This is a genomic window from Anaerorhabdus furcosa, from assembly GCF_900167375.1.
Lineage (GTDB): Bacteria > Bacillota_I > Bacilli_A > Erysipelotrichales > Erysipelotrichaceae > Anaerorhabdus > Anaerorhabdus furcosa.
On record NZ_FUWY01000006.1, the window covers coordinates 135062 to 157798 of the forward strand.

At 30.3% G+C, this 22737-nt stretch carries 13 protein-coding genes; 3 read left to right on the forward strand and 10 right to left on the reverse strand.

The annotated features are described in order from the left end of the window. Positions 1–27: 27 nt before the first annotated feature. The 8 genes from B5D14_RS09820 to B5D14_RS09855 all read right to left on the reverse strand — a co-directional run bounded on the left by B5D14_RS09820 (position 28) and on the right by B5D14_RS09855 (position 16474). Positions 28–4938 carry a hypothetical protein gene (locus tag B5D14_RS09820; RefSeq protein WP_078712457.1) on the reverse strand — a complete coding sequence of 1637 codons (4911 nt, stop codon included), beginning with the start codon at positions 4936–4938 and terminating at the stop codon, positions 28–30. Positions 4939–5038: 100 nt separating this feature from the next. Beyond that, the gene (locus tag B5D14_RS09825; RefSeq protein WP_078712458.1) at positions 5039–6316 is read right to left on the reverse strand and encodes a hypothetical protein; all 1278 of its coding nucleotides are present in this window, start codon (positions 6314–6316) and stop codon (positions 5039–5041) included. Positions 6317–6330: 14 nt separating this feature from the next. Further along, on the reverse strand, positions 6331–7629 hold the full coding sequence (locus tag B5D14_RS09830) for a hypothetical protein (protein ID WP_078712459.1): 1299 nt from the start codon (positions 7627–7629) through the stop codon (positions 6331–6333). Further along, complete coding sequence (locus tag B5D14_RS09835; RefSeq protein ID WP_078712460.1) at positions 7622–8476, reverse strand: ATP-binding cassette domain-containing protein; 855 nt, start codon at positions 8474–8476, stop codon at positions 7622–7624. Before B5D14_RS09835 ends, B5D14_RS09830 begins: the two co-directional genes overlap by 8 nt. A gap of 3 nt (positions 8477–8479) precedes the next feature. Next, the gene (locus tag B5D14_RS09840) at positions 8480–8851 is read right to left on the reverse strand and encodes a GntR family transcriptional regulator (RefSeq protein WP_078712461.1); all 372 of its coding nucleotides are present in this window, start codon (positions 8849–8851) and stop codon (positions 8480–8482) included. A 73-nt stretch (positions 8852–8924) separates the two neighbouring features. Further along, positions 8925–9878 carry an L-lactate dehydrogenase gene (locus B5D14_RS09845; RefSeq protein ID WP_078712462.1) on the reverse strand — a complete coding sequence of 318 codons (954 nt, stop codon included), beginning with the start codon at positions 9876–9878 and terminating at the stop codon, positions 8925–8927. 84 nt (positions 9879–9962) lie between these two features. Next, positions 9963–14870, reverse strand: a complete 4908-nt coding sequence (locus tag B5D14_RS09850; protein WP_078712463.1) for a hypothetical protein — start codon at positions 14868–14870, stop codon at positions 9963–9965. A gap of 251 nt (positions 14871–15121) precedes the next feature. Continuing rightward, positions 15122–16474 (reverse strand): MATE family efflux transporter, encoded by a 1353-nt coding sequence (locus tag B5D14_RS09855; RefSeq protein WP_078712464.1) that lies wholly within the window; start codon positions 16472–16474, stop codon positions 15122–15124. Positions 16475–16682: 208 nt separating this feature from the next. Here B5D14_RS09855 and B5D14_RS09860 point away from each other — a divergent pair, with 208 nt between their 5' ends. Beyond that, the gene (locus tag B5D14_RS09860) at positions 16683–17585 is read left to right on the forward strand and encodes an HD-GYP domain-containing protein (RefSeq protein WP_078712465.1); all 903 of its coding nucleotides are present in this window, start codon (positions 16683–16685) and stop codon (positions 17583–17585) included. A gap of 35 nt (positions 17586–17620) precedes the next feature. Here the strand turns inward: B5D14_RS09860 and B5D14_RS09865 are convergent, their stop codons facing one another. Beyond that, positions 17621–18901 (reverse strand): EAL domain-containing protein, encoded by a 1281-nt coding sequence (locus tag B5D14_RS09865; RefSeq protein WP_078712466.1) that lies wholly within the window; start codon positions 18899–18901, stop codon positions 17621–17623. Between the two features lie 236 nt (positions 18902–19137). On the opposite strand from B5D14_RS09865, the gene B5D14_RS09870 reads away from it, so the two are divergent. After that, on the forward strand, positions 19138–19419 hold the full coding sequence (locus B5D14_RS09870; RefSeq protein WP_078712467.1) for a chorismate mutase: 282 nt from the start codon (positions 19138–19140) through the stop codon (positions 19417–19419). 69 nt (positions 19420–19488) lie between these two features. Next, positions 19489–20955 (forward strand): SLC13 family permease, encoded by a 1467-nt coding sequence (locus B5D14_RS09875; protein WP_078712468.1) that lies wholly within the window; start codon positions 19489–19491, stop codon positions 20953–20955. 39 nt (positions 20956–20994) lie between these two features. On the opposite strand, the gene B5D14_RS09880 is transcribed toward B5D14_RS09875, so the two are convergent. After that, positions 20995–22539, reverse strand: coding sequence for a sensor domain-containing diguanylate cyclase (locus tag B5D14_RS09880; RefSeq protein ID WP_159443779.1), 1545 nt, complete (start codon positions 22537–22539; stop codon positions 20995–20997). Between the last annotated feature and the right edge of the window lie 198 nt (positions 22540–22737).

The following is a 22737-nucleotide window of genomic DNA, read 5'->3' on the forward strand; positions in this document are numbered from 1 at the left end:
CTTCAACACTTGTTGAAGGTCCATCCTCTAATTATCTAACATCTTCTCTTTTAAATAGTTTAATTTCTTTGCAAATAAATTCTTGTTGTCGATTTCCATTTCTTTTTGAAGTCGACGTCTTTCACTCATTTGACCTTCAAACTCAACCAAACGATTTTGCTCATTCTCAATCTCTTGATCAATGTGAGCTAATGCTTGACGATGTTTTTGTATCATTTGATCATAAACATCTGATTGTTCAACATGTTGATTCGCCTTTTCTTGACGTAATTCTTGTTCTTCTTTTTCAAGCTCATTTAGACGATTTTTACGCATATTTAACTTATCTTCAAATGCATCAAATACATCTTTGAAACTTATTGTATCATCATTTGAACGATATGTCGCATTTAATGACTCATACTCACGGCGAAGACCAGTAATTTCTTTGAGTATTTGACCATTCTTTTCTTGCAATGAATAGATATCTTGCAAGTATTTACTCTTTGTTTCATCTAGATTCTCTTGAAGTTCATCTTGAGCAATTTTTTCATTTTCTAGTAATTGATCACGTAAATGAGCCACCGTCTCAAGTTCAACGCTATCATTGCGTTCATCAATTGCTTGACGTTTGCGAACAGTTTCTTTGTATTCTTGAATATACGCATCATTTTTCGCTATTTGTTCATTTAATAACGACTCATAACGTTTCTCTTTTTCACGAATAAGTTGATCTAGTTCATCCATTGTTAACTCAAAATTTTCACCAGCAAATGCTTTTTCTTTTTCAACTCTTCTTAATTCTTTTTCTAGAATCTTATTGTTACGTCTATTTTCATCTTCAATGGCAGCCATTTTCTTTGCTGCAAGTTTATCAAATATTTTTTGTTGCTTATCAATGATTTCATTAACTTTTGCTCTTTCATCTTGTAAAATAGCTTCTTTTGATTGAAGAGATGTTTTGAGTTTATCTTCTTCTTGTTGACGAATTTGAACAAAACGATTTGCTTCATTATCCATTGCTTGTTTAATTGAATTGATTTGTTCTTGTCTATCTTTAATCAAACGTTCAATGTTCGCAATATTTTGCGTGCATTCTTCTTCATATTGGCGACGTTTTTGATCATTTTCAAATTTCCTTTGTTCAAATTTTTCTTCCAACTCATGAATTGCTTGCGAAATTTGTACTTCTTGATTTTTAAGTTCTTCATTCTCAAAACTCAGTTGTTCAATTTGAGGATTGTAATGGTTACGAATTTCCTTCTCTTGCTCAAGCATTTTATCTGTAGCATCTTTAATTCGTTTACGAATTGTATCCAAAGAATCATCCCAATACTTCTTAAAGTTTTCTTTTTCAGCATTTCTTTCTTCTATACGAGTTTCTTCTTCTTTTTCCATTGCCAACATTATCGATTCAAACTTAGTTTTTTCATTTTCTAGTTTTTCATCTTCTAAACGGATAAATTCAGTAATTTCTGAACGTTTTATTGATAGTTGCTCATCCAAATGAACTTTATACTCTTCAAAATTAGTCAAGAAGTTATTTAGAATCTCTTCGTTTTGGCTATTCAATTCTTTTTGTTTTGCATCTTCTTCATTTATAAATTCTTGAATTCTATTTTCGTGTTCCTGAGTAACTTGATCAATTGCCTTTTGATAATTTTCACCACGAGTAGCCATGATTTGATTGATTTCTTCTTCAACATTCTTTTGCATTTGAAGAAGCTCTTCTACTTTTAATTGATTGCTTTGCTTTGTATTTTCATAATCTGAATTCAATTCATCAATATTAGCATTGAGTCTTTCAACCATTGCTTGATAATTTTCAATCTCTCGTTGGCGATCTTCTTCATGTATCTTATTGTTACGCTCATAATCCAATATGAAACTTTCAATTGTTTCTTTCTTTGCTTGTTGTTGCTTAATTTTTGCATCAACAGAATTCTTAAGCTGGATTTTTTCAATCTGTACTTGATTCAATTTCGAATCCAAATCAGCTTTTAAATCATTAAACTGTTTCAAATTACTTTCTCTAGCAATTTCAGCTTCGTATTCTAACTGAGCTTTACGATGTTCAAAGTCTTCTCTTAGTAAACTGATTTCATTTTTATGATTTTCTTCTGCTTTTTCAAATTCAACAGACAGAACTTTAACTTGTTCACGAATTCGATTAAGGATTTGATTATTCGTTTCTAGTTTATTTGCATAAGATGCTTCTAATTCACCTTGTTCTTGCAAGATTCTGTTTTTCTCATCTTCAATGTTATGTTGAATATCTACTAATTCAGAATTCAATTTATTTGAAATTGTTTTTCTAGTTAAATCATATTCTGCTCTTAATAAGTCAATTCTTTCTTCTTTTTGAACTTCTAATTGAGAAATAGAATTTTCTATTTCACGCTTTTGTTCATCAAGTTCATTAGCTAAAATATTTTTTAACTTAGATACCTTTTGATTTTCATCATCTTGAATTAATTTATATTGATTGATTAAATCTGTTAACGATTCTTCTGCATTCCTTATTTCTTGACGTTTTTGATCTATTTCTTGTTCAAAATTATTAATTGATTGTAAATGTTCTTGAAGTTGATTACTATTTAGTTCAATTAGTGAATTTTTTCTAGCATTAAAATCTTCTTGCAATAACGACATTTGCAACACAAGATTTTTTTCCTCATCTGTTAAATGTGCAATTTCATCACGGATATTCGTAATATGGTTATTTGTATTTAGTGTATATTCACCAATATTACGTACAATCTCATCAATTGAATTTTGTGTAACTTCTTTAAGTTTAGTTAATTGTTCATGATGATTACGTTTGATAGTTTCTATTTCAGTAGCATTCGATTGTTTTAATTCATTAAAACTACTTGTGGTATCTTGTAATACACCATTTTCCTGAAGCATTTTATTTTCAAATTCTGCTTCCATTGCTTCAATTTTACTCTTAGTTGCTTTTATCTCTTTATTGAGATCTTGCGTAAATTGAGCACTCTTTGACTTGAATTCATCAACTCTTGCTTCATGATCTTTTTGTAATTTTAGAATACTTTCATCATATTTAGCTTGCATTTCTTCTTTCTTTGCAAGCACTTGTTGTTCAAATAGTTCAATCTTTTCTTGGAATTTATCTTTGATTTCATTAACTCTTTCGTAATGAGCATTAGTTAACTCTTCACGCTTCAATTCAAATTCGCGTAATTTCTCTTCATGTTTATTTCTTTCTGCTTCACGAATCTCATGAACTGATTGAATCTTATCATTTACATGCTCAAGTTCATTTTGTAAGTCATTAATTAATTTTTGTTTCTCTTGTATTGCAATTGTGTGATCATTCTTTAACTCTTTAATTTGATTATCTAAATGTAGCACTTCTTCATTATTACTTCTTTGTATTAATGCAACTTGATCCTTTTTATCTTCTAGTTGTTTAATAAATGCTTCAACATTGAGATCAAGTTCATTACGTTTCTTTGCAAATTCATTTTCTTGTGTTTTCAATTGTTCTTGCAACACAACATTCTCTTTTTCAAATTGTGCATTCAATTCTGCTAAGTATTGATGATGTTCTATTTCAGCATTTTTGATATTAGTTTGACATTGTAAGATACGTTCTTTAATATCATTTAACTTTTGGTAATGAATGTTTTCAATCGTATTCTTCTTTTCTTCATATTCTTTTCTAGTTAATGATAATTTATCCTCTTCGCGACGTATTTCTTCTTTTACAAAATTAATATTGCTATTTAACTTTTCTTCTTCACTTGCTAACAAGTCACGATAAAAGTTATAGATTGAATCTGCTTCAGCTTTAAGCTTTACATCCAATCCATTGGTCTTTTCTACTATCTCTTGTTGGAATTGTTCATATTCTTTACCCAGTTGTTCAATTAATTCTTGAATTTGGCGTTGTTCAGCATCCCTTAAACTTGCAAAGTTATCAACTTCCTGCTTGTACATATCACTTAATGAACGATACTGTTGCTTACTTCCAGCTAATGTATTTTGCAAATGATTGTGATTTACTTCTAATTCTTTTACTTTACTAGCATATTCTTGAATTAGATTGTTCTTTTCAATATCAATTTTATCTTGTTTTTGTTTCAATAAATCTTTCAAACTAGATTCGTGTTGTTTAAGTAGTTCTAACTCTGCTTTTTTCGCATCTAAAAATACACGATTGTTTTGTGCAAATTCATTATAGCTTGCAGCCCATTGACTGACCTTAGCTTGTAATTCTACTTTTCTATTGTCAATTTCTGCTTTACGACTGTCTTTAATATTTTGAATTGCTTGGTTATAACTTTCTAGGGTAATTTCTTCATTCTTTAAAGCTTCGCTTAATTTATTTTCTAAATCGATGATTTCCTTATCAAAAGACTTTTTCATCTTTTCGATTTGTGATTCCATCTTTTTTAGTTCTTTCTTCTGTTTTTCACTTTCGATGGCTGCTACAGAAGATAAACTCTCTTTAAGTGCTTCTGTTTCTTGAATCAAGCGATTTCTTTCTTTGATAAATAATTTATCTTGAGATTGTTTGATTCCTTTAATCTCTTCTTCTATTTCTTTTTCTTTCTTTGCAATTTGACTCTTGAGTGCATTACTTTTTTTGCTTGCATCCGCTAATAGAGCTGCCTTCTTCTTATTTACATCTTTTGCTGCTTTTTCCGATTTATTAGAAAGCTCTTTCATTGAATTTTGAAGTTTCTCAGATTTATCTTCAATTTCATCCATGAGTTGTGTTGCTTCTTTCTTTGCAACTTCAACTTGTTTCTTTTTTGCGCTGTATTCAATGTTTTGAGTCTTCTCTTCATTGCCTAAAAGAACACCTGAGTGTTCTAATTTCTTTTCTAATTGTTCAATGCTCTTTTCTCTCTCTTCGATTTCAATTTGGATATCACTCGGTTTGGTTTCTTCTTGTTTTTTAAATGCATCCAAAAAATTAAATTTCGCCATGTTAACTCTCCCTATTACCACAGTAAATTACGTGTTCCTATACCTTAAATATTAACTCAAAACTTCTTATTTAACAATGTTTTATAACAATGATACCCCGTTATTTATAGGAAAGTCGTTTAAACCCAGTCTTGAAAAAGTTAATTAGCAATAAAATACCTCCCAATATGATAAAGATAACCAGTATCAATCCCTCAGTATTTAAGGTTAGTAGTTTCGGTCCAAGACCCAAAATAACAAGCCAACATGCTACGCCTAAACAGATATAAAAGAATTTATAATAACGACTAGCATAACCATAATAGGTAATCCATAGCGAAGAGATAAACAACGCAATCCCAATCAATAGTGACGAAATGGTAATCGAAAATACAAATTGCTCTCCCTTAATCAGAAGCAAACCGAAATATGCCAACTGAAGTAAAGTTTCCGTTATTGCAACATAAAGAATTGTTTTGATAAATGTCACAAGAAATATGTCTTTTCGACTAAAAGGAACCAGTTTAAGAAACGTATTTTTACTATATACACTCGACAGTATATCCATAAGAAAAAAGAAAGTCATCAATCCTATCGAATAAATAGAGAATAAATATTCATAGTTTTGGTAGTTACCAACAAAATCAAATAGCAAATAAATGATCCAAACAAATGAAATAGCATTCACAGCATCTTTTCCTTTTGAATAGGTTAATTCTGATAACTTTATGATATTACTATATTTACTTGCTGATTTTTTAAAGTTTTTTGGACTATTTCTTGAATTCTTATAACGAGTATCTACAAACGCAAAGACACCTGCACCTACCACAAAGATTCCAAAAAATAACATTTGATTCATCAATTTATTTTTATTTAAATTATAAGCAGCACCATTTGATATATAAAGTGGATTTATGAAGCATGTAAGCATTGATGCAATTAATAAATATTTGCGATATTTACTCACATTTATATTGGACTTCAAAATCCATGTTTCCCACAAATGAAATAGCAAATAACTCATTGAAATATACAGCCAATTCATCACAAAGAAGATTAATTCACCTTGAAATAATTGATAATTAACGCTCATCGTTAGAAAAGAAATCAGTGTTGAAATAATTACAAAACTTACATTAAACAATGTAATGAACATTTGATAAGCTCTTTTCTTTATCGGTAATTGATGCAATAATTCAACAATACAATTGTCTTTATCATGATCAAAATCGAAAAAGACTTGTGTGTTTTCACAGATGATATACAATCCCAATGAATAAATAATTGATGGCATAATTCCTGTAAAATCAAATGATGAAAAAGAAAACAAAAAGACAAAGTAAACAAAGAGAAACCAAGACTGTTTAATTTTCAAGTAATTGAACATCATTAACATAAAGTAACCTCCCTTTATTTAATCATTGCCTTCTTGTATTGATTTCTTAAAGAAAATGGTAGCAAGATTAGCATCATACCCAAAACCGCCATACTTACACCAAGGTTCGTATTCACAAAATCAATCAAGGAGTTAAAAAATATAAAAATTGGGAAAAGAACAAATCCTCCAAAAATACCATACATCATTCCATCTGCACTCAACAGTGTTTTATTTAAAATATAAAACAATACAATATGGACAATCACAGTAGCTATTACAACACCCAATGAAACATCTATATTAAAATTTGTATTACCACGAAAGAAATAAACAACATATAAAGTTCCAATAAACAACACTGCATAAAGTAACCAATCCATAAACATCCCTACAATGGAACTTACATAAACTTCTTTTCTTGTAAAAGGCATCATTTTCAATAGACTACCCCTTCTAAAATATTGATTTACATTTTTAGTAACAGAAAGAAATAAGGCAACCAATGATAGAAAAAGTATCATGAAAAATTCGATTTGATTTCCTAAAAAAATCATATTATAGAAAATTGAAGAAAAGAATCCTAAGTAGGCTATCTCTTTTACACCAGTTTCGATCTGCAATTTAGATAATTTTCTGATATTCCAAATTGTAAGTTTAGAGAGTTTAAATTGTTTATACTTTTTTCTGTAATCATTGAAATATTTACCAAAAAGAATAAAACTCACAATACCAATGATACCCACACTTACTAAGATGATACTAGTCCATCCAGATATCACAGAGCGATTTGTGTATTCATTTGGAATTGTTAATAACAACGTGATAAGAGACATCAATGTAGTAGCAAAAAGAAAGATAAATCTTACCGAAGTAATTTTTCTAATATCCTTTGCAAAATAAGTTTCCCAAAGATGAAATAAAAAATAAATAAGACTAATAAATATCCAATAGAATTCAACAAAATAGAGTACATCATCGGTTCTACGAATAGATAAACGAGTTAAGATAAATGGTAATTGATATCTAGAAAACAACAAAAGTAGTGTATTCAATACAATAAATCCAATTACTAACATGGTTTGAGCTAATTGATATGTCTTTTTATTAACTGGCAACAAATCCAAAAGTTGTACTTTATTAGTAAAGGATTTCTGATAATCAAAATCAAAGTATACTTGAAAATACTCACAAATCAGAAATAATCCAATGGAATAAACTACAGTTGAAAATGCACTATTAGAATCCCACCATGAAATCAAAATAAAGAGATAGAAATAGAGATAGAGAAAATATGAACTTTTTATTCTAAAGTATCTAAATAATTTATTCATTGTGAATTTCCCAATAATACATAATATCTTCTATTGATGCCTTTTGAAATTTATATTGTTCATCGTGGATAAATTTCTTAGTATCTGTACATAGAGCTTTGTAGCCATTACTTGTTTTTGTGATACCACGTAAATAGTTTCTTATCTTGCCTGGAATATCACCCTCTATCGCAACAATTTGATTATCTTCTTCAATTTCATCCTTTGATTTTGTAAATTCAATTTTGCCATTATGAATCAAAGTAATTTTATCTGCAATTTTATCTAAATCAGATGTAATATGTGTAGAAAATAAAATGGTCTTATTCTCATCTTGCATCACTTCATAAAGTAGTTCTAAAACTTCTCTACGACTTACTGGATCTAAATTTGCGGTTGGCTCATCCAAAATGATGAAGTCAGGCGAATAGGAAATAGCGAAAAGAATCGCTGCTTTTGCCAGCATTCCTTTAGAATAATTCTTAAAATTTTGCGTCATTGGTAACTTATGTTTCTCACACAGTGTTTTAAATAATTGATAATCAAACTTACTGTAGAAAGAACCAATTTCTTTTCCTAATCGCTCAAGATTTAATGATAAAGGATAAATAAATTGATCATTAACATAAGCAATTCTTTCTTTAATCTCTATTTCGTGATCATCAAAATTGAAACCTAGAATATTAATTTCACCAGAATCACGACGAATAAGTTCTAAAAACGCATTGATAAAGGTTGTTTTACCTGCTCCATTTTTACCAATTAACCCTGTTACATACCCTGAATCAATTGAATAATCATCAATATAAAGACAAAATTGTTCATACATGACTCTTAGATTCTTAACGTTTAGTGCTTTTTCACTCATTGCTTATTCCTCCAGTATTTTCTTTATTAAATTCGTAATTTCTAAATCACTTAACCCAAATTGTTTTGCATCATGAATAATTTCATTTAAGTTTTTTTCTATTTCAAGCAGTTTCTTTTCCTTAAGTTGATCTAAGTGCAATTTTTTAACAAAACAACCCTTCCCTTGCCGTGTTTCGATAAAACCTTCTTTTTCTAACTCATCGTATGCTCGCTTAACTGTAATGATGGCGATATTTAAATCTTTGGCTAAGACTCGTATCGAGGGCAATTGATCATTGATAGTTAACTCACCTAGAAAAATCTTCTCTTTGATCTGATTCATCAACTGAAGATAGTTAGCAAGATTTGACTTTTCATCAATTTTTAGGATCATATACCTCTCCTCACTGTTATTATCACATAGACACAGTTTGAAATCAACACATAAAAAAGAAGTAATCCATCGATTACTTCAAATTCGGTTTAATTGTTGATTCTTGAACTTCTTTTAAAGTAGAAGCACTGTGATCAAATTTACCTTGATCAACTTCATTGAGTGGAAGCTTTATGATTTCTTCAACACCATTGTGTCCAATAATTGCTGGAACTCCAATAAACATATCATGCCAACCATACTCACCTTCTTGATAAGCAGATACAGTAAGTATTGCATGTTCATCATTTAGAATTGTTTGAACTAAACGATTAAGTGCTAATCCAATACCATAATATGTAGATTTCTTACGATTAATAATTTCATAGGCAGCTTGTTGTACTTGATGATAGATTTCATTTAAGTCGTTTAAGTCTTTACTTTTTTCATCCAACAATTCAAGTAAGCATTTACTTCCTACATAAGCATGTGTCCAGGGTACAAAACTTGAATCACCATGTTCACCCATAATATAGGCATGGATGTTATTAGTTGATATTCCTAAATATTCACTCATAAGATAACGAAGTCTTGCTGTATCTAGTATTGTCCCCGAACCAATCACACGATTTTTTGGTAGACCTGATACATGCCAAGCAACATAAGTCATAAGATCAACCGGATTTGATGCAACAACAAGGATACCATCAAACCCCGAAGCCATTATGTTTTCAGTTATGCCTTTCATAATATTTGCATTTACTGCTGTCATATCCAAACGAGATTGACCAGGTCGCTGTGCGGTACCTGCAGTAATAACGACAATTTCTGCATCACTACACTCTTCATAACCACCTGTTTTAATAACAATTTTATTTCTTGCAAAAGGTAATCCGTGCTGTAAATCCATTGTTTCCCCTAATGCTTTTTCTTTATCTACATCAATTAAGACTAATTCATCTACTCCACCAGAAGTTAGAAATGAATAAGCCATACTCATTCCAACAAAACCAGTTCCAACTAATACAACTTTACGGTCTTTTTTCATTGCTAAATCTCCTTCTATAAGCATTTGCTTACATCATTATTTTAGCAATCCTTTAATTCTTTGTATTCTAATATGCCCAGTCCATTAGTTAAACATTTTATCCTTTAAATAGTCCAATTGCTTCTTAAAGAGATTTTTGTTTGTAATTTCTAATTCTTTTTGTTGACGACGTTTTTCACTTAATTCTTGTTCGAAATCAGTTAAACGTTTTTGTTCCGTAAACATCTCTTGTTCAATTTTGATTATTCTCTCTTGATGTTCACGTATTGCTTGATGATAAGACATGTTTTGATTGTTTGTTTGTTCGAAACGTTCTTTGTGTAGACTAAACTCTTCATTTTCTAAATTCTTTAAGAAATCTGTTCGATCTGCTAGTTTTTGATGTAATTCATCAAAGAATCGCATGTAGTCTTCAGGAACTAGATCACTCTTCAACTCATTATTCATTTCACGATATTGTCGTTGAAGTAAATCAATTCGATGTTTGATTTGATTATTTGAATTGATAAGTGACGTAACTAAATCATTGCTATTTTTCTTGATTTCTTGTGTTTCAATTTGCTTTTGTAAAATGACTTCTTGTTCCTCTAGAAGTAGTTCTTGTTTATTCTTTTCATAAGTATCCAACTCATTTGCATTGTTTATATCTTCTTGTTCTTTTCGCAAATCAATTGATTTCTTATATTCACTTAAGTATTCTTCATTACGAACTTGTTGCTCTTGAATCATCTTATTGTATTTCAATTCATTATCTAAAATAATTTGTTTCAATTGTTGCAATGACAAATCAAACTCTTCACCTTTTTTAGATTTCTCATGTTCAACTCGGCGAAGTTCTTTTTCTAAAATCTTATTGTTCTTTTCGATTTCCTCTTCTAGTTCAATTCGTTTTTTACTAGCTAATTTATCAAAAATACGTTTTTGATTTAAAATAGCTTCATCAATTTTAATTTTTTCTTCTAGCATATATCGTTCTTTTTCATTAACAATTTCTGCTAAACGTTCTTGTTCGATTTTTTGATTTTCAATAAGACTTCTAAATTCTTGACTCATTTTTTCACGATAATTATGAATTTCATTTTCTTTGAGTACAATATCATTTTCTAACTTATTTAGTTTGCTTAAATACTCTTCTTCTGCTTGTTGTGATTTATTAGCAAATTCAATATTCTTTTCATTTAGTTCATTTTCCAAACCAATGAGTGCTTCTTTCAATCTTGATTCTTCACTTTCAAGTTGTTTTTTCTCACTCATGTATCTTTGAATTTGAATATTATGGACTTGTCTAAATTCCTCTTCTTCTTTTTTAAATTTATTCACTATTTCAGCGATGCGATCTTTAATCACATTGCAATTGCCTGTCCACTCTTCAACTAGTCTATTTCTTTCAGCTTCTCTAACTTGAATTCTTTCATCTTCCTCAATACGAATTTTATCCATGTAAGCTTCAAAATCCTGTTTTTGTTGAATTAGATTTTGTTCCTCTTTTTCAATTAATTCAGCCAATACAACTTGTTCTTGTGCTAATTCTTGTTCAAGTACTTCTTTGTAGTTGTCTAAATCTTGTTGATATGAAAGTAGCACTTGTTCATTTTGGCTAGAAATTTCAGTTAGCTTTGCATCACATTGTTCTTGATAATCACTAATTTCTTTCTCATGCTCATCTTGAACCTTTTGTAAAGCAAGATTAAAACTCTCTGAACGATTAGAAATGAAAATATTCATCTCTTCTTTGACTCTTTCTTGTTCACTAAGAATTGCATCGATTTGTACTTGTTTATCTAGTTTGCTCTCTTCTTGTTCTTTTCTTAGATTTTCAAGATGAATATCTAAGGCATTTATATTATTCAAATACTGATTCATTTCTTGATTTCTTTGCTTATCAATTTCATCTTCTTTTGCATGCATTTGAGCAATATAATCTTGAATTGCTTGTTTCTTCTCATTTAATTCTTGTTGTCTTTTTTCAATGATTGATTGAATTTTGACTTTTTCAAGATTCAATTCTTTTTCATCTTGTTCAAATATCTCGACTAAATCCTCCAGATATTTATCACTATTTAATTTCTTTTGGCGCAATTCTTCTTCTAACATGGATGCATCGAATTGGAATGAACGCTCTAGTTTCTTTAAGTTAGCTTCATGTTCTTTTTCTGCTTCTTCTCTTAATTGATTCGCCCTTTTGACTTCTTCTTGAATCTTTTCGATTGCCTCTTTGCATTCACTCGCATGTGCTTTATAGGCAAGCTCAAGTTTCTTCTTTTCATCTTGCAAATGATAACGAACTAGTTCAAGTTCACTTTCCTTTTGACTGCATTCTCTATCCAGTTCATCTTTAAGTTGTAAGCGTTGATTATCAAAATGAGCTTGTATTGCCTCAAGTTGAGTATCTTTCATTTGAGCTCTTGCCGTCAATAATTCATCTAGCTCATTTCTTTGATGCATTTGCTCTTTTAAATAGGATTCTTTTAATTCATTTAGCTTCGTTTGTTCATTTTCTTCTGTTTTTGCAAATTCCACAAGTAAAGTTTGATAAGCTGCTTCTTCAATCTCAATTGCTTTTTGTCTCTCATCAAGTCTACTCTCGGCATCCTTCAATTTCACAATGTAGGTATCCAACTCTACTCTTGTTTTTTGTAATAATTGATTTTTTTCTTCATTGAAATTCAATTGAAGTTTTTCAAAATCCTCATTTAAAAGATCTTGTTCTTTCATCAAGTTATCAATTTCATTCCGTTTTGCAGTAATTTGAAGCTGAATCTCATTTCGATATGTTAATTCTTGTTCATGAAGTTCATTTACCTTCTCATTAATTTTCAATTGAATAAGTTGAAGTTTTTCTTCACTTATCTTCGTGATTTCTTCAATTTCCTTTGCATTTTCAATTTGTATAAGTTGAAGATTATTCTCGATTTCATTCAATGAAGCATTCTCAGTAGCAATCGTGTCCAAATATGTTATTTGCAATTGTTCTGTATTTGCTTCAAGTTCTCTTCTCTTTTCATCAAATTCTTTTAACGCTTCAGTTCGTGCATTTTCTAAGATGCTGATTTTTTCATTTTTTTCTGATATTAAGCGTTCTAAATCCTGATTATACTTGTCTTCAATTGTAACCTTTTGATTTGAAAATTCATTTTCATATTCATTAATGCGAGAATTATAATCCTCTTTTAATGTTTGAATTGTATTTTCATGCTCAATAACTATACTTTGTCTTCTTAAAGTGAATTCATGGATTCGTTTCGCATTTCTAACATTTTCTTCTTTGCGTTTTTCTTCCCATTCGTTTAAAGCTTCTGTCAGTTGTTGAATTTCATCATCTATGTTAAGAAGTTCATTTTCTTTGCTTAATATTTGTAAACTTTGTTCCTCTTGTAACTTTGTTAAGCATTCATCCAAAAATATAATTTCTTTACTCATATCTTCTTTGATATTTTCAATTTTTTCTAATTGCAATACATGGCTAGCTTCAAGTTCTTTTATTTCAGTTTCAATTGCTTGTTTCTTTTGATGATATGCTTGTTCTTTTTCATGTAATTCTTTTTGTAGGTTCCCATGTTCAATTGTATAGTTATTTTGCAATTGGAGAATTATGTTTTGATGATCCAATTCTTTTTGTTGAATTAATTGATTACACTCATCAATTTTACTTTTAATCGCCATAACTTCATCGATAAATTGCTTTTCTGCAATGTTTCGTTTTTCACTTAGTGCTTTCTTATCTGTAAAGAAATTAGTTTCATCACGTTTTATTTCATCTTTAATTGATTGAATAATTTGCTCTTGTTTTATTTCTTCAGAATCCAATAAATCACGATAAAATTGTGCAATGTTCTTGCACTCTAATTTAAAGTCGTCATCTAATTCAAGCCATTTTCTAGAATAGTCCGCTTTAACTTCTTTCAACTCTATCTCAAGGTCTTCAATGAGTTGAGCGATACTTTGATCTTCCAAAACTCTTTGTTGTGCAAAAGCTTCTAGTTCATTTTGATAAGTTTCACTCTCAATCTTGAGTTCATTTTGAAGTTTCTCTATTTTTTGATTTAATCCTATTTTAAGACTGTTTATTTCATCTATCTTAATTTGGTGTTCTTTTTGTAGTTGCTTTTCCTTTATTTCAGCATTTTTCTTCTTCTGTTTAAGGATTTCTTTTAAATCTATTTCTTTTTGGATTAATGAGTCCAATTCCAATATCATTTTTTGTTTTATTGAACTATTGCTCTCAACAAACTCATTAAAAGAAATTTCCCAAGATGCCTCTTTATTTTGAATCTCTAATGATAAAGCACTCAACTTTTCATCATATTGTTTCTTTAATGATTCTTGTTCTTTTTCTTGTTCAAACTTTATTTGCTCACTATTTTCATTTTCATTTAATAATTGTTCATTTAAAATGCTAATTTGATTTTCATAGTCAACTTTAAACGTATCGTACTCCATCTTCATTTGCTCAATTTCTTCTAAATAGCGTTGCAATTCAATCTCTTTTTTTGCTAAAAGATCCTCTTTTTGTGAATTTGTGTTTTGTATCAACTCATCTCTTTTTTCTATGAACTGATTATCTTGGTTCTTCTTTACTTTTTGAAGACTTTCATTTAATTCACTTTGATGAGCCTCAAATTGTTTTTCTTCATCTTTGATTTTAGCGTGATAATCATTTTTGATTGAACTGTTTTCTTCTGTTAAATTAACAGTATTTATCATGATATCTTCTTTAAGTTGATCCTCTTTTTCATTCACCTTAATGAATTCATCATTCATTGAAGCTACTTTAGTTTCAACTTCTTTTTGATTTTCACTTAAGTCTTGACTTCTATTTTCAATATCCTTTTGATAATTCAGTTCACTTTGATTAACTTTGCTATCAACCAACTCAATTTCTTGATGTAGTTGCTCAATGTCTTCCTTTTTCTTCTTGATTTTTTCTTGAATTTCTTTAGGCGTCGAATCATTTACTCGAATCGATCCTTTAAACAAATTGAACTTTCCCATATACACTCCCCCATTTAATCCATTTCTACTTATAAGAGCTGTAAAAAATTAACCCAAAATCTCCTTAAAAGCATAAAAAAGATAGCTCCCTATCTTTTTTTATAATTTTTTCAACTTCAACTAAATCTAATTTAATCATAATTGCTCAATCCACTCATTGAACTACGAATATTATAATAAACTTTTCATGGAATGTCTAATAAATATTCTATTTATCTATACATAATTTACGATGTTTCCTTATATTTCGGTTATGCTTCTTTTATCGTCAGAATCGTTTTTGCTTTTATTGTATGTAAATAACCTAAACTCAATAAGCAACAAAGTGCTTCAGTAATCACAAATGACCACCAAGAAAGATTAAGACCAAAGAGTTGCGCAAAAACATAAGTACATGGTACAAGTAAGATCATTTGTCTTAAAAGTGTGATAATTAATGAATTTTGACCATGATCAAGAGCTTGAAATGCTGAGCATAAAATCATTGAGATTCCTGCAAAGACAAAAGATAAACTGATCGTACGTAATGCCGGTATTCCAATCGCTAACATATCTGCCTTAGCATCAAACAAATAAAGTAGTTGTTCTGGAAATAACTGGAATACAATTGTACCCAAAATCATAATAATTGATGCTAATTTTAATGAAAAATAGATTGCATCTAAAATTCTCTGTTTATGTTTGGCACCAAAGTTAAATGAGATAATTGGAATAATGGCATTGGTGATACCCGACACAGCCATGAATACAAATTGTTGCAACTTGTAATATATGCTAAATACAGATACTGCCAATGTTGAAAATTGAACCAGAATCATATTCATAAACACTGTCATGAAGCTCATTATAGATTGCATTAAGATTGCTGGTATTGCAATACGATAAATTGATTTTAATAAGGTAGTGCTAAGTTTGAAATCTTTTAAATGCAATTGAACCAGTTTTATTTTGTATTTAGTTATGACGATTCCCAGGATCATTGCCACCATTTGACCAATAACTGTTGCGATTGCAGCACCTGCAACTCCCATTGCTGGTACACCAAAATACCCAAAGATAAAGATTGGATCAAGGATGATGTTTGTTAATGCTCCTACACCTTGAATAATCATGTTATATACAGTATTTCCTGTTGATTGCATAATCCGTTCATATGTAATTTGTACAAATACACCCACTGAGAATACCATGCAAATTTGCATATAACTAATTCCCATTTCTAATATTTCTGGATTATCTGTAAATAAACTTAAAAATTGTTTAGAAAAAAGAAGACCTAGAATTGCAAATACCGCACCATTTAATAGAGATAACATCAAACCATGTAATGCCACTTGATTTGCATCCTTTTGTTTCTTTAAACCTAAATTACGTGATAACAAAGCATTAATACCTACCCCTGTTCCACAAGCTACAGCAACTAAAATCATTTGGATAGGATAACACAAAGATACTGCAGTTAAAGCATTTTCTGATACTCTTGCGACAAACATACTATCTACGATGTTGTATAATGCTTGCACAAGCATTGAGATGATAATTGGTAAAGACATGGTCATAATTAACTTGTTGATTTTCATACTGCCCATTTTGTTTTCTTCCATTATTTTGCCTCCATTTCAAACTAAAAGGAACCCGGGGTTCCTTAATACACTCTGATAGTTTCCAATGTTTTATGCAAAGCGGGCGTTAGTGTATGGGTCACACCATTGCTTTAACATTGTAGCGATTTTCACAAAAAAATTCAAATACTATTTTAAACTTATTTTTTTACAGTATAATTAATATATAGATAAATAAGGAAAACTTTATATGAGTATAGAAATCTGGCGCAGTCAAAACCTTTATCAAGGTACAGTTTCAACTAGTACGGAATGCTTTAATGACAATAAAATGCAACTCGTTATTTACACTCTAGGCAACAAAGAAAGTATAAATATTAGTCCTGATGATTACGAAGTAACCTCGACAATCATCGTTGACGAAGGAAAACTCCACATCCATTCATCTCATAATGTTTACGAAATAAATACTCACGATATGATTATGCTTAAAAATATCGAGGAAAGTTATTATGCTGAAGCAGAGGGATTTACACGAATCATTGTTGTAACTAGTGAGGCAAATCAAGATACATCAGAAGATGCTGCTGTAAACAATATGCTTACCATTGTTGAAGAAAAAGATGTTTATACTGTTGGGCATAGTCGCAGAGTCTCTTTATATGCAAAACGATTAGCCCTCGCCTATGAATCCACCTACAACGTTGTTTCCTTAAGTGCTGCTGCAACCATGCATGATGTAGGTAAGATCAATACATCAGCCGATATTCTTCGAAAGCCCACAAAACTAACTGAAGAAGAATTTGATATCATCAAGAAACACCCCGCTGACTCATACGAAATTCTAAAAGATACCCTAGGAGAGCGTATCGCCCTGGCCGCTAGACATCACCATGAACGTTTAGATGGCAGTGGATATCCAGATGGATTAAAAGGTGATCAAATTTCTATGGATGCACGAATCATCGCAATAGCAGATGTATTTGATGCTATGACATGTAAGCGGATATATAACGAACCATCACTCCCCCTACAAGTTGTTGAATATTTAGAATCTAACAAAGACAAATATGACCAACGTATTATTGCAATTCTTCGCCGTAAAGTAGAAAATGGCGATTTAGATGATATCTTAACAGCCTTTATAAAATAAAACGAAGTTATTCAATTAACTTCGTTTTTCTATACTTATTTCAAAACAAATATTTTTTCAAATTCATCAATTGGCATTGGTTTATAGAAATAGAATCCTTGAATATAATCACAACCAATTTCAGTTAAATAGTCCACATATTCTTTAATTTCAATACCTTCAGCTACAACTTTCATTCCTAAATTGTGTGCTACATCAACAATTCCTTTGATTACCAATCGTTCTTTTTCATTATGATAATCTTGGAAAAGGCTACGATCAATTTTCAATTCTGATAATTTCACATTGATCAAGATATCAAAAGAAGAAAAACCACTACCAAAGTCATCCAACGCACAACTAAATCCAAAGTCATATATTTCATCAACCAGTGGTTTTAGTTTCTCTAAATCATTTAATACAATACTTTCCAATAATTCTATACGAATTAATTCTTCTGGAAACTGATACTTTTTATATGTCTCTTTATACTCTGGCATAAAATAAGGTCCATTGTAATAAGCCTCTGATAAATTAAAACTAATTACAAAATCTTGATTATAATTTTTGTGCCATCGTTCAATATAACTACATGCTTTATCAAACAAATAACGATCAACATCACGAATAGAACCATTTTCTTCTAAACTTGGCAAAAATTCAGCTAGTGGCAACATACCTCGCTGAGGATCAATCCATCTTACTAAAGCTTCTGCTCCTGTAACCTTTCCAGTACTTAATTCAACTTTTGGTTGAAGATATAATTTGAAATTCTCATTTTCTAAAGCATCTTGTACAAGATCTTGAAATTTTGCATATTCCTCTTTTTGATCAACATAAGAAAGATAGTATAACTCATAACTACTTTCAGCATATTTTTGATGATGACTCATATTGCGACATAAATCTGCATAGTAACGCGCAGAATAAAAGTCAACACCTTCTTTTATCATTGGATAAAAACCCATTTCAAGGTATAACTTTTTACCTGTTTTTTCTTCAATGATATCACGAATCGCAAAATGAAATTGGTGAGCACGTGGATGTAATGACTCCTCAGTGGGTTCACTTTTAATCAATAAATTAAAATAATGACTATGAATTCGTGCAATGTACTCGTCATGACCTAATAAATCTGAAAGTATTTCAAAACTTTGGTGAATAACTCTTTCACTTTCTTCACTTCCCAACTCATGACTAATGCTATTAAAATTCTTAAGCATTAAAGTAACCAAACAATAATTCTCTTGTTTCGTTTCTACAATATGATCATATTTCGCTTTAATCCATAATTCATTTTTTGGATCAATTTGTCCATACAAATCGTATAAACTCATGTTATCTGCCCTTTTCTATCACAATATCTTTATGTAAATAGGATTCAATACCTACTAGTAACTTTATAAATTCTATCATTTTAGTATATTAATGTCATTAGTAAAGTTGTAATTATTACAAATACAATTGCAAATTCATAATCATTTATGATCCATATAACAGTACAAAAAATTAAAATTTACATGATTTTGAGTTATAAATACGATATACTAATACAAAGAAAGCAGGTGTAACAATGTTAAATTTAGAAGAAGCTCGCGTCATCATCAATGAAGTTGATGAGGAAATGGCAAAATTATTCGAAAAAAGAATGAAAGCTGTTGAACATGTTGTTCACTATAAAATGGAAAATAATCTGCCAATTCTAGATGCAAAAAGAGAAGCAGAAGTAATTGAAAGAAATATTAACCGTTTAGAGAATGAAGAACTGAAACCCTACTTTAAAGAGTTTTTAGAAAAATCAATGGAAGTATCAAGAAATTACCAACAAAGTATCATTGATTCATCTAAAAAATAACATCTAAGACAGGTTCCAAAAACACTGTCTTTTCTTATGAGTTATATTGATATAAGGGAGAAAATAAAAATGGAAAATTCAAAGAAATCTTTGCAAAGGTATACCATCATCATTATTTCATTATTCTGTATGTTTGGATTCCGTTTGCTTCCTGCTCCTGCAGGATTATCCGCATCAGGTATGCAAGTAATTGGGGTATTTATTGGCGTACTATTATTATGGCTTACAATTTCAATTGATTGGCCTTCTGTATTAATGCTTGGTGCTTTAGCACTTGTACCAGAATTAAAGTTTAGTGCTATTTTATCAGGAGCATATGGTAACTCAACCTTTGTATTCTTAATGTATACATTCGTTGTAACCTATGCACTTAGCAAAACTAGTTTTATTAAAAGAACTGCACTAGCTTTTATTACCAGTAAAATTGCAAGTAAAGGACCATGGCATTTCGTTACACTTTATTTTGCATCCATTATTTTTATTGGTTGTTTTATCTCACCAACAGTATTGTTCTTTGTCTACTTACCAATTGTAGAAGAAATATACAGTTTACTTAAATTAGAAAAAGGAAATAAACTTGCAGCAATGCTTATGATAGGAACAGTAGTCATGTGTGGTATTTCAAGTGGTATGACACCTATTGCCCATGTATTCCCACTCATTGCTTTAGGTTTATACCAAGATATGTATGGTGTTGCAATCAACTACGCTAACTTTATGACTATCGCAATTCCTGTAGGTATCCTTTGTACAATTTTATCGATTCTTGTATTTAAATTTATCTTAAAGCCAGATATGAGTTCATTAAAAGAATTTGATACTCATAAAATCAGTGGTATCGAAGGTAAAGTTGGTACTGATGAAAAAATTATTCTAGGTGTTTTTATTCTTGTAATTGCATTGTGGATTCTTCCAGGTTTAATCACTCCAATTATTACAACAGGACCAATTAATTCCTTCTTTAATTGGATTGATGGATTTGGTACTGCAATGCCACCACTTATTGGTTTAGTACTTCTTTGTATTATTCAATTCAATGGTAAACCTCTTCTTTCATTTAGTGAGGCTATGTCAAAAGGTGTTTCTTGGCCAAGTCTTATTATGTGTGCATCAACATTAGCATTAGGAAGTGCAATTACCAATGCCGATATTGGATTAACCACATGGTTATCTAATGGATTAACTCCTATGATTGCTAATTTATCGCCTATGATTATGGTTCTTATCTTTACTTTATGGGCTGCTATTCAAACAAATATTAGTAGCAACATGGTTACATCCACTGTGGTAACTGCTGCTGCACTTGCTATTACCGCAAGCATGACTCACGTTAATATCGCAGGTATTGTTGTCAATATTGGAATGATGGCTAGTTATGCCTTCGCTACCCCTCCTGCAATGCCTTGTGTTGCTGTTGCTGGAAGTAGTGGTTGGACCAATACATTACAAATGATGAAGTATGGTTTTATCATTATGGTTCTTTGTGTTCTTGTTGCGACTTTCGTTGGTTATCCAATCGCAAATATTATTATGTAAAGTAAAAACTTCTTTGACATCAAACGTCAAGGAAGTTTTTTACTTTGCACTCTCTTCATCAAATAATTTATAACGATTCTTTCCATGATGTTTAGCATTATACAAAGCCAAGTCAGCTTTAACTACCAATTCCTCAAGAGTCTTTCCATTTTCAGGATAGAATGTAACCCCTATACTCCCATGAATATCAAATGTATGATTTCCACTTGTAACGGATGTATTCAAAGACTCTGTTAAACTTATTATTTGTTTTTCTATTTGATTTTTAGATTCAATCGACATGAGTAGTATAAACTCATCACCACCATAGCGTGCCACAATATCATTCTCATTCGAATTAAACTTTTTTATAATTGAAGCAAATTTTTGCAAAGCTAAATCACCAGCATGATGTCCAAAGTGATCATTTATCTTCTTTAAATCATCTAAATCAATAAACAGTACTGCACCCAAATGCATTGCTTCTAAAACCTCATCGCACCGATTAAATAAAACAGTTCTTGTATATAATCCAGTAAGCTGGTCTTTTAATCCATCGCGAGTTATTTCTAATATATTATCAAAATTTGCAGAATTATCACTTCTAAATAGTTCTTTTTGCATCATTGTCATTTTATCTAACAAAAGATTAACTTCCTTTAAATTTCGTTTGATGTACTTTGAGCCAAAGACATAAATAAAACTACACAATAAAATATAAAATAGAACTTTAAATAGCAATCCTGGTAACAAAAGCATAATAACAGAAGAATATTCAACACGATAAACAAGCGTCCATTTTGTATTTTCTATGCGTTGCGATGTTGTATACCAAAGACTTCCATCATCCCATTCCCAATTAGTACAAGAAATCCCATTAAGCATACCTTCATTTATTGCGGTTGCATTTTTATTCAAAAGATATACATTTTGAATGACATTAAGGTAAGACTGTCCAATAAGTGTTTCATCATTACCCGCCATAATCACATTGGTTTGACCTAAAAGATAAAACTCAGAAAGCTTATTACTCACGACATTTCGATCAATTATATCTTGTATATCACTAAAATAAATAGATCCAAAAACACTACCCACGACTTGTTCGTTTTTCATAATGGGAACTGCAATCGTATAGTTAACAGTCTTATGATCAGCACCTGCTAAAAATGCATCTGTGATTTGATAATGCCCTGACTTATATAAATTTTGCATATACTCTCTATAAGCCAAACTTGTGTTTTCTTTAGGTGGTTCAGTTTCATTAGCCGAAATTACATTCACATTTTCATCGGTTAATGCAATCATATAGAGTCCATAGCTATCCTGAAAAGGTTTTGTAAGGATTGCACGTTCAAACAAAGAAATGGTTGTATCCGAAATAACTTTTTCTTTGGATAATCCTTGCAACAAACGTAATACACCATCAACCCGACCTGAAATTTCACCACTTACAGATTCAATCACTCCCCTTGACGATTGCTTCATCAAGATATTTGCTGCACTTAAAGTTGATAAGACCTCTGCCATAACTAACAAAGTACAAAAAAGCCAAATGTATTTAAATACAAATTTAAACACATTTTGCAAAGCATTTTTTTTCATCATGTTCTCCCAACCCTAAGAAATGGAACTAATTATCTTTTATTAATCTTATTATATACCTATATAAATAAAACACGATCATTTTAAAAACTTTATATTCACCATTTGTAACCCGATGCTAGATTAAGCATCCAATTTTTGCACCAAAGTGAGATAAAACAAAAAAAGAGGCGATATCCTCTCTTCTTTTTAAACAAC